At 40.9% G+C, this 11,946-nt stretch carries 3 protein-coding genes; all 3 read right to left on the bottom strand.

The genetic code is table 11. The annotated features are described in order from the left end of the window. A partial coding sequence (locus A7P55_RS18935) for an ESPR-type extended signal peptide-containing protein (protein ID WP_289847054.1) occupies nt 1–3,168 on the bottom strand: 3,168 nt, incomplete at its 3' end. A gap of 404 nt (nt 3,169–3,572) precedes the next feature. Next, on the bottom strand, nt 3,573–4,364 hold the full coding sequence (locus tag A7P55_RS18930) for an OmpA family protein (RefSeq protein ID WP_171553366.1): 792 nt from the start codon (nt 4,362–4,364) through the stop codon (nt 3,573–3,575). A 60-nt stretch (nt 4,365–4,424) separates the two neighbouring features. Continuing rightward, nucleotides 4,425–11,465: an ESPR-type extended signal peptide-containing protein gene (locus tag A7P55_RS18925; RefSeq protein ID WP_171553365.1), complete on the bottom strand. Its 7,041-nt coding sequence runs from the start codon at nt 11,463–11,465 to the stop codon at nt 4,425–4,427. Between the last annotated feature and the right edge of the window lie 481 nt (nt 11,466–11,946).

The raw sequence follows: 11,946 nt of genomic DNA, 5'->3' as shown, positions 1-11,946 counted from the left end.
CGAATTTGTACCACCAATGTTGCTGGTCGTGATCGCACCTGTCGTTGCATCTATCGTCGTGTTGCCACCAATCGCGGTTTTAACGCTGTCAGCTACTCCTTGTAACTGGCCGCCATTAACTGCCTCTTTAGAACCAGATGCCACCGCGCCATTCGCAACATTGCTGATCTTGTTGTTGCCTGCATTGATGCCTGTCTTATTTAGACTTGGTGTGTTCGTTGTTTGTGTCACACCATCTGCATCAACAAATTTGACACCATCTTTACTTACATTTAGGCCGCCAGTCGTATCTTTAATAACTAAACCACTGTTATCTAATTTGCTATTACCTGCTGTAACAGACGTAAAGTTAGGGTTATCACTGGTTGCAACGGTGATATCCTTACCATTTTGTGTAATTGCTACATTCTTACCCGCAATAAACTTCACTTCTTGGTCTGGAGAAACCTGCGTTGAAGCATTACCAGATACAGTTCCACCAGTCGTAGAGCCAGTGTTAACTTTCCAACCTTTATTTGCGTTACTTGCAACATCACTTACGATTTTTAATTGATCTTCTGTTGCTGCTTGACCAGTTGTGGCTGTACCACTCCAAGCCTTATTCGTTAATCCACTAACTGTACCTGCTGTACCGTTAATCGTAACAGGATTCGTTCCAGCACCACTACCAATGGTAATGTTGTTCGCTAAGCCCAGTTGTACACCGCCTGCAACTGTTGTGCTGGTGATGTTGCTGTCGCCTTTTACATTGATATCACTGCCCAAGGCATAGTTGTTCTTGCCTGTCGTGCCACCAAAGTTGATGCCTTTGTCTACTGCCGTTTTAGCTGCATCTGCTGTGCTTTTTACACTCGTGATCGCACCGTCAATCGTGTTCGAATTTGTACCACCAATGTTGCTGGTCGTGATCGCACCTGTCGTTGCATCTATCGTCGTGTTGCCACCAATCGCGGTTTTAACGCTGTCAGCTACTCCTTGTAACTGGCCGCCATTGACTGCATCTTTAGAACCAGATGCCACCGCGCCATTCGCAACATTGCTGATCTTATTGTTGCCTGCATTGATACCTGTTTTACTGATACTTGGACTATTTGTAACAGGTGTAGTTCCATCTGCCTGTACAAAACTCAAACCATTGTTATTAATAACTGTACCACCAGCATTAACACTATCAAATTTTGCAGAGTCTGCTGTTGCAACAGTAATGCTAGTTCCTGTCCGAGAAAGCTTAATATTTTTGCCATCAATAAATTTAACTTCTGCGTCTTTACCTACGACTGCAGCAGTATCCGAATTGGTGTTTAACTTCCATGTCTGATTTTCTAAGCTAGTTGTACGATTATCAATATTCGTAATGGCATCACCAACATTCGTTTTTGTAGTACCACCTACATTATAAGTTGGGGTTGTAACTGCCCCCGTAGTTGAATTATAAGTTGAACCACCACCTAAAGCAGCAGCAGTATCAGCACCTTGCTTATCTGTTATTACTTTGAATTGTTTTAATTGAGCAACTGTTACACCATCAGAGTCTACGGCACCATCTGCCAAATTAGTTAGACGACGTTTAACATTGTTAGTGCCATCACCAACTGAAATTGTTCCTTGTGTTGTTGCCCCTACATTTGTTAAAAATGAAGAGCCTGTTTGTGCGGAAGCAACTGATTTTTGCCCTAATGCAATACTATTATCACCTGTGACTTTTGCCTCTGCACCAATAGCAACACCTGACGTAACACTACTACCAGCCCCTCGCCCAATAGAGACAGAATCCGTTTTTGTTGCAGTAGAACCACTACCGATAGCAACAGCACCTTCCCCACTTGCCAAAGATGTACTACCTAAAGCCAAAGCATTATTTGCTAGTGCAGCCGTTGCCGTACCAATAGCAATCGCACGTTGCCCTAAAGTAACTGATCCACCATGTCCTAAAGATTGATATAAAGCATCCGCTTGTTCGGCTGTTAACGTTTGCCCGTTGTATGATCCACCAGTGATCGCACCAACTGTACCTGTCGTTGCATTACCAGTCCCAGCTGCCTGATTAATTGTAATTGCTACACCGTCTACTGTCCCAGTTAGCGTGCCAGCAGTCCCTCCTCGAGTATCTTTTACTGTATTCGAACCGTTAAAAACTCGAGAACCAACCGTTTTATTTGTTATCGTGCCTTGCCCTAAAGAGGTCGCTAATTGAATAGGTGCATTTGTACCGCTTGTAACATTCGTTGCGCCATTACCAATAGATAAACTTTGTTGTCCTAATGCAGCACCACGGACACCAACCACTGCTGCACCTTGTTCTGTTGCACCAGAGAAGGCCCCTATAGTCATCCCTTCATCTTTTAACGATTGAGAACCACCACCAAAAGCAATTGCGTCCCGCCCAGATGCTTTCGTTTGCCCAACAGTTTGATATGCTGCCCCAGCTTGGCCAGCAACTACAGAAGCATTATCAATATCAGGTGAACCAATCGCAATACCACGATAACCAGTAGCTGTTGCTGAATGGCCAATAGCAAGAGCACCAGTTCCTGTTGCTGCAGCTACATTACCTATAGCTTGAGCATAATCTGCAGTTGCAGCAGATTGACGACCAATAGATAAAGAAGTATTTCCTGTCGATAAAGCCGCGGCACCTATTGCTACTGCAGCAATATTATTTGCAGTTGCGTATGTCCCTATAGCAGTAGCTAATCCCTGATTTGCATTTCCGGCAGAAGCACCTGTACCAATCGCAGTATTACCACCAGATGTAGTATCAAAAGTTACTCTGCTGTTACTAGTACTAGTATTATATGGATTGGATCTATCCGCAATTACAGAGTCCTTTGCTCCAGCAATACTAGAACATCCTATTGCTACTCCATTTGTAGTAGTCGCAGATGCTGTACAAGTATTAATATTGGTAATATTAGCCCCACTTTTAGTCGGGGTTCCACTAACTTCAGTACCTGCGTAAGTCAAAGTAGGGGCAACTACTGTAATTACTGCTAATGATAAGCTCTTTAAGTTTATTGTCTCAGAATGACTCTTCTCATTAGAATCCTCAACAATAGAAATTTCCCCAACCTTACCATTGCTGCCTTTTACTTTTCCTTTAGCAAGTTCCGAAACCGCTACCCAAGCACCCAAAGAGGCGTTCCATACAACCTTATAAACCTTATTCATAATATTTTTCCAAACGCAGATAAAAGTTACAACACGTACAATTATGTGTACAAGTCTGTCTATTAAGTAAAGAAATGTAATTTATTGCTCATAAAATAACGCTTTTAAAGTGAGATGTAAATCACAATAATATTTACTTCATACCTAATAAGTCACTGATTTAATCAAAAAAATATTATAGTTTTTTATAATTTATGTTTTAAAAATCAATAGTTAATTTTTAACAATAAATAAATATTTTTTTATAAAACGAATAATGCTGTACAAAAAAAGTTGATACATGACATTAATTGACACCCTTTTCCTATATTTATGTGCAAATTGCGCATTAATATTTGTATCTAAATGTCAAAAAAATAAAAAAAGGCCAGCATTTATGCTGGCCTTTTTTGTTTTTAGGTCTTCTACCAAGTCACATTGACACGTCGATTTGGAGCTAAACAATTAACTAATTGAGTATTTGCTTTATGACCTGCACATTGTTGATATAAATCAGTCTGGCTATTGGCTTGAATTTGGATACGATTCGCATAAACACCTTCATTAATCAACAACTTTGCCACGGTGTTGGCACGTTGTGATGACAATTGTTGGTTATAAGCAAATTTACCTAATGGGTCAGCAAAACCTGCTACAACAATCGGACCTGTCGAATTACTTTGTTTAATACGTTGTGCAATTGAAGCAACAGAACTAGAACCTTGTTCGATCGCACCTGAATTAAAACGATCAAATGCAAAGAACACACTTCCTGAACGTGCACCATTTACATTGGCATCATTTGGAACTTGATTATTAGCACCCCAAGCCATTAAGCCTTCACATGCTTCACCTTTCCAAGACAATCTTTCTGAAAGATACTTCTTATCAAAATCGACACGTAATTGGCAACGTAAATAGTCTTGGCTATTCGGCTGACGAATATCTAAAATATAATTCCAAGTTTTTACAAAGAATACGCCTTCGCTAAATTGCGGATGGCCCAAAATGTGACGAATTTGATCTTTGGTCAGACCTGTATCTAAACGTGCAACATTATCGTATTCATAACGCTGTACTTGTTTTAAATAGCTTTTCTCAACCGCTGGAAACTTAATTTCTTCTTGCTGAGCCACAACTTCTTCTTGTGCAAAAGTAGTGGTTGTTGTTAAACCGACTAAAGTTGCCATCATCAAAATTTGAATATTCTTGTTCATTTCTTTACTCACAATATCTGTTGGATAAGGAGAGTCTAGGACTCTCCTTATTGAAGGCAATTAGTCGATAATTGTACTTACACCAATACGTACCAATGGGCTACCTTGGCTGCCTAAAGCAGCACCCGTTGTCAATGACCAGCGACCATTATCGGCAGTACGACGGAACGTCACACCTACTGCATTTTGATCGTTGTAGTAGGCCGCACCGACTGCCATGGTTAACTTACCTGGTACATAAGGTGCTTGCTCAAGTGCAGCTGTTGCAGCAATACCCGCAGACATTTTGTCTTCCAAATTGTCGATACGTTTGTTGGTGTCATAGAACACTTGTTGTAACTGATCACCAAGGTTGTTGATCTTGTTACCCAACTCTTGATTTGACTGGTTCAAACTTCCAATCGCATCATTAATATTGTTCTTACCTGTACCACCAATATTGTTAGTCGTAATACTGCCATCTTGATTAACAACAGTCTCGCCACCAATGCTGTTCTTGATACTGTTGGAAATGTTATGGATCTGGCCACCATTCACAGCTTGGTTAGAACCCGCTTTGATTTCACCGTCCTTAACACCTTGCACCACACGATCACCATCTTTACCGGCCATATTGATACTTGTACCACCCGTATCTTTACCAACGGTAATTTCACCATTTGGCGTCTGTTGCTGAACCAGACCAGACTTACCATTGTTAATGTTATTGATGTTGTTATTGATGTTCTGAATATCATTTGAGTTTTTATCAACTTGCTTCTGAACATCCCATAACTGACCACCATTTACAGCATCTTTCGAACCTTCTTCAACCTTACCATCAGCAACATTTTTCAGGTTTGTGCCTTTATCACCACCGCCTAAAGTCACAGAGTTTTTATCAACATTGCCATCTTTGTCTTTGTCATACTTCACAGCGTTGTCTGACAAGTCACCGATTTCTTTGCCGATTTGGTCTTTAACATCATTGATTTGCTTATCAAGCTGACCTTTATTTACCGCATCTTTTGCACCAACGCCATCAGCGACATTGGTAATTTTCTTACCACCTGCATCAATACCGTTAATTGTGATGCTTGGGCCACCCTTGATCGTCAAACCATTGTTGTTCAATACCGTATTACCAGTGGTGATGCTGTCGAACTTCGCATCTTTCAAAAATTCGATCTTGAGGCCATCTCCAGTGGTACGGGTAATCACGTTTTCACCGCTGGTTTTGTCTTCTGCAGTCGCTGCATCAGCACCACCAACGATATTTAACTTCTCACCCAACTTACGATGTACATCTGCACCTGCATTACCTGCAAAGTTTAGACCTTTATTGGTCAGATCATTAACACCTGTAGTGACTTTGTCATCAACCGACTTGATTGCATCATTGATGTTGTCTTTACCAGTTCCACCAATGTTATTGGTCGTGATGCTACCGTCTTTATTAACAGTCGTGTTACCGCCAATGCTATTCTTAATGCTGTCAGAAATATTCTGAATCTGACCACCATTCACTGCATCTTTTGAACCTTTGGCAATTGAACCATCAGCAACATTGCTAATGACTTTATTACCTGCATTGATGCCATCTTTGGTGATGCTCGGACCATCTTTAATGGTCACACCTTTGTCGTTCAATACCGTATCGCCAGTGGTAATGCTGTCAAACTTCACATCTTTCAACAACTCAATCTTGATACCATCTGCTGTGGTCCGGGTAATCACGTTTTCACCGCTGGTTTTGTCTTCCGCTGTTGCAGCATCAGCACTGCCCACGATATTTAACTTATCACCCAACTTACGATGTACATCTGCACCTGCATTACCAGCAAAGTTCAGACCTTTGTTTTCCAACTCAGTCTTGGTGTTGTCAATTTTGGTATTAAGTTCAGTTTTGGTGTTGTTGATCGTGTTATTCAGCTCAGTTTTGGTATCTGTAATCTGAGTTGTTAACTGATCTTTGGTATCCGTGATTTGGTTACCCAAGTCTTTCTTGGCATCATCTAACTTGGTATTGGTATCGGTAATCTTGCCATCTAAACCATCTTTTACTTTGGTCAGCTGGTCAACATTGACTGCGTCTTTGCCATTAACACCATCCGCAACGTTAGTGATGTTCTTACCACCAGCATCAATACCATTTATTGTGATACTTGGACCACCTTTAATAGTTAAACCATTGTTGTTTAGTACCGTATTGCCAGTCGTGATGCTGTCGAATTTCGCATCTTTCAACAATTCGATCTTGATGCCATCTGCTGTAGTACGGGTAATCACGTTTTCACCGCTGGTTTTGTCTTCTGCTGTTGCTGCATCGGCTCCACCCACGATGTTTAACTTATCACCCAACTTACGATGTACATCAGCACCTGCATTACCTGCAAAGTTCAGACCTTTGTTGGTTAAATCATTAACACCCGTAGTGACTTTGTCATCAACCGACTTGATTGCATCATTGATGTTGTCTTTACCAGTTCCACCAATGTTATTGGTGCTAATGCTGCCGTCTTTATTAACAGTCGTATTGCCACCGATGCTGTTCTTGATGCTGTCAGAAATATTCTGAATCTGACCGCCATTCACGGCATCTTTAGAACCTTTCGCGATTGAACCATCGGCAACATTGCTAATGACTTTATTACCTGCATTGATGCCATCTTTGGTGATGCTTGGACCATCTTTAATGGTTACACCCTTGTCGTTTAATACCGTATCACCAGTGGTGATGCTGTCGAATTTCGCATCTTTTAACAACTCGATCTTGATACCATCTTTAGTGGTACGCGTAATCACATTCTCACCGCTGGTCTGGTCTTCCGATGTCGCAGCATCAGCACCACCCACGATGTTTAACTTATCACCCAACTTACGATGCACATCTCCACCTGCATTACCTGCAAAGTTTAGACCTTTGTTTTCCAACTCAGTCTTGGTGTTGTCAATCTTGGTATTGAGTTCTGTTTTCGTGTTATTGATCGTATTGTTTAACTCAGTCTTGGTATCTGTAATCTGAGTCGTTAACTGATCTTTCGTGTCATTTAACTTGTTGTTGGTATCCGCGATTTGGTTACCCAAGTCTTTCTTGGCATCGTCCAACTTAGTATTGGTATCAGTAATCTTGCCATCTAAACCATCTTTTACTTTGGTTAACTGGTCAACATTGACTGCATCTTTACCATCTTTACCATCAGCAACATTGCGAATGACTTTATTACCCGCATCGATGCCATCTTTGGTGATGCTTGCACCATCTTTAATAGTTAAACCGTTATTGTTGATAACTGTATCGCCAGTCGTAATACTGTCAAACTTCACATCTTTCAATAATTCAACTTTGATGCCATCTGCTGTGGTACGGGTAATCACATTTTCACCGCTGGTTTTGTCTTCCGCTGTTGCAGCGTCTGCACCACCCACGATGTTTAACTTGTCACCCAACTTACGATGTACATCTGCACCTGCATTACCTGCAAAGTTCAGGCCTTTGTTTTCCAACTCAGTTTTGGTGTTGTTGATCGTGTTATTCAGCTCAGTTTTGGTATCTGTAATCTGAGTCGTTAACTGATCTTTTGTGTCATTTAACTTGTTGTTGGTGTCCGTGATTTGGTTACCCAAGTCTTTCTTGGCATCGTCTAACTTGGTGTTGGTATCAGTGATCTTGCCATCTAAACCATCTTTAACGTTGGTTAACTGATCAACATTGACTGCATCTTTACCATCCTTACCATCGGCAACGTTGCTAATGACTTTATCACCCGCATTGATGCCATCTTTGGTAATGCTTGCACCATCTTTAATGGTTAAACCGTTATTGTTGATAACTGTATCGCCAGTCGTGATGCTGTCGAACTTCGCATCTTTCAACAACTCAACTTTGATGCCATCTGCTGTAGTACGGGTAATGACGTTCTCACCGCTGGTTTTTTCTTCTGCTGTTGCTGCATCAGCTCCACCCACGATGTTTAACTTCTCACCCAACTTACGATGTACATCTGCACCGGCATTACCAGCGAAGTTCAAGCCTTTGTTAGTCAGATCATTAACACCTGTTGTGACTTTGTCATCAACCGACTTGATTGCATCATTGATGTTGTCTTTACCAGTTCCGCCAATGTTATTGGTCGTGATACTACCGTCTTTATTAACAGTCGTATTGCCACCGATGCTGTTCTTGATGCTGTCAGAAATATTCTGAATCTGACCGCCATTCACGGCATCTTTAGAATCCTTGGCAATTGAACCATCAGCTACATTGCTAATGACTTTATTACCCGCATTGATGCCATCTTTGGTGATACTTGGGCCATCTTTGATGGTTAAGCCTTTGTTGTTGAGTACGCTGTCGCCAGTGGTAATGCTGTCGAACTTCGCATCTTTCAACAATTCAACTTTGATGCCATCTGCTGTGGTACGGGTAATCACGTTTTCACCGCTGGTTTTGTCTTCTGCTGTTGCAGCATCAGCACCACCCACGATATTTAACTTGTCACCCAACTTACGATGTACATCTGCACCTGTATTACCTGCAAAGTTTAGACCTTTATTTTCCAACTCGGTTTTGGTGTTGTTGATCGTATTGTTTAACTCTGTTTTCGTATCTGTAATCTGATTCGTTAACTGGTCTTTCGTGTCATTTAACTTGTTGTTAGTGTCCGTGATTTGGTTACCCAAGTCTTTTTTCGCATCGTCTAACTTGGTGTTGGTATCAGTAATTTTGCCATCTAACCCATCTTTAACTTTGGTTAACTGGTCAACATTGACTGCATCTTTACCATCTTTACCATCAGCTACATTGCTAATGACCTTGTTACCTGCATTGATACCATCTTTGGTGATGCTTGGACCATCTTTGATGGTTAAACCATTGTTGTTTACTGCAGTGTCACCAGTGGTAATGCTGTCAAACTTCGCATCTTTCAACAATTCAACTTTGATACCATCTGCTGTTGTACGGGTAATCACGTTTTCACCGCTGGTTTTGTCTTCTGCTGTTGCTGCATCCGCACCACCCACGATATTTAACTTGTCACCCAACTTACGATGAACATCTGCACCCGCATTACCTGCAAAGTTCAGACCTTTGTTTTCCAACTCGGTTTTGGTGTTGTTGATCGTATTGTTTAACTCAGTTTTCGTATCTGTAATCTGAGTCGTTAACTGATTTTTCGTGTCATTTAACTTGTTGTTAGTGTCCGTGATTTGGTTACCTAAATCAGTTTTGGTATCATCTAATTTTTGATTCAAATTCGTAATGTTTTTGGCATTATTAGTGATATTTTGAGCATTATCATTAACACGAGAATCAACATTTTTAAGCTGACGAACCGTCACTGCATCTGAGTCAGCAGAGCCATCTTCAACATTGGTAATACGGCGTTCTTTACCGACAGAACCGACTGACACAACACCATTCGACATAGATGCATCACGATTCGTTAAGAAAGAGTTGCCTGTTGCTTCAGTTGCAACCGCATCCTGACCCAATGCCACACTATTTTCAGCTTCAACTCGGCTGCGGGCACCTAGTGCGACACCACCAACAACCATTGATTGCGCACCTTGGCCAACTGCAACTGCATTTTCCTGATCTGCAATTGCACCACCACCAATTGCTGCTGAGTTTTTACCCGTTGCTTTTGCACCACCACCCACTGCGGCAGCATTTTCATTGCTTGCTTCAGCACCTTTACCAATTGCAGCTGAACTATCACCTGTCGCCTTGGCATTACTACCTACCGCAGCAGCACCGTTACCGGTTGCTGTCGCACCTTCACCTGGATTATTACCAGAACCAATTGCAGTTGAATTATTCCCAGAAGCAAGTGAGTTAATACCCATTGCTGAGGCACCATCACCCGTTGCTTGTGCAACCGCACCAAATGCAGAAGCACCTTTACCTGATGCGTTAGACATCACACCAAAAGCAGATGAAGCATCACCTGTCGCCTTAGAGGTCATACCGAAAGCCGAAGCAAATGCTCCTGTTCCTACAGCTTGGACACCAACTGCCGTAGAGCCATGGTTTGCTTCAGTCGTTGGATATTTACCAGCTTGTAACTTTCCGCCTGTGATTTCGGTGTATTTTTGACTTAATTCAGCATCACGAGCAATTTTGTCAACGTCATCACCACCGATTGCGACCGATGAATTACCACGTGCGACAACATCAGCACCAATGGCAATGGATTGATCACCGATGGCTTTAGTTTGGTCACCAATCGCAATTGATTGATTACTGGATACACCTGTTGCACCTTTAGTTGTGGCATTACGACCAATCGATACATCACCACTACCAACTGTCTCGCTTGCACTACCGACAGCAATTGCACCAGTACCTACGCCTTTTGCATTTGAGCCAACCGCGACTGACTCTATGCCATTAGAAGTTGTATTTACACCGACAGCAATTGAGTTACGACCTTTAGCGCCATCATTCTCATAATTGCTACCTTTCGTGCCATTATCATTAATACTCACATAATGTGTTTTTGCTTCTGCTACGGCACTTTTAAGTTGAGATACATTCACCGCATCATTATCTTTAACACCTTCTGCAATATTGGTGATTCTCAAAAATCTATCGTCTTCCCAAGCACCTTGTTCTTTACCTTGATAGTACTTAGGATCACCTTTTTTATGCCCAAAAGACACTGTAAAGTCTTCTGTTGTACTGGCTTGACCACCAATTGCAACTGAATTATCCCCATAAGCAATTGCATCATTACCAATTGCAATAGCCCCTTTACCATCAAGATTCGGTTGTCTTGACTCAGCTCTTGAGCCACTACCAATCGCAATTGATCCCCTACCTGTTGACTGCACATCATTACCCACTGCAATAGCAAAATCACTATTCGCACAAGATTGGGTATTGCCCCCACCTACAATTACAGAGCCTGAATTATTACATTTATTCGGTGTGCTACTTCCATTCCCCAGTACTGTCCCTGCAAGTGCATTTGAAGAGAAAGTAACAGCCCCAACTAAAACTGCAGCAGATAAATTGAGAACTTTTGATTTGGTTTTTGTTTTGCTTTTTGCGAGTTCCGATGTTGCAACCCATGCGCCAATCGATGCATTCCAAACCACTTTATAGACTTTATTCATAAAAATTCTCAGATCATTACTACAGTTATTGATGGTCTAAAAATGCCAATGAGCATTTTTAGTTCGGTGCTAAAAAAAGAGTCACGGATGCTAATAAAACCAAGGAAATCGGTAAAGTATGAATAAACATTTTCACCTAAAAAATGAGATATATTTCTCATATTTACAAAATAAAAAATTAGACAAATATTTGATACATATAGTAAAAATAATTATTTGTTTTGTTTTGTTTTTATTATGTTTTATTTTATAAATAACATGAAAAATAGAGTAATTACTCATTAATGTATTAATAAATAATATTCAATACCTCAAACACCCATTAATTATTGGAATAAATCATTAAAATCATACTTTTTAGAATAAATATAGATTACTGTGTGAGTTTTTAATTTTACTTAAAAGTATAGAAAGCTTTGATTTTAGAATTCAGACAATAAATCAGGTATGATTGGTTTTACCTCAAAACAGTTTTTTTTAA

This window comes from Acinetobacter sp. Ac_5812 (assembly GCF_013072695.1).
Lineage (GTDB): Bacteria > Pseudomonadota > Gammaproteobacteria > Pseudomonadales > Moraxellaceae > Acinetobacter.
The sequence above is the reverse complement of the archived record's forward strand: the minus strand, read 5'-3'. Positions and strand labels throughout refer to the sequence as shown.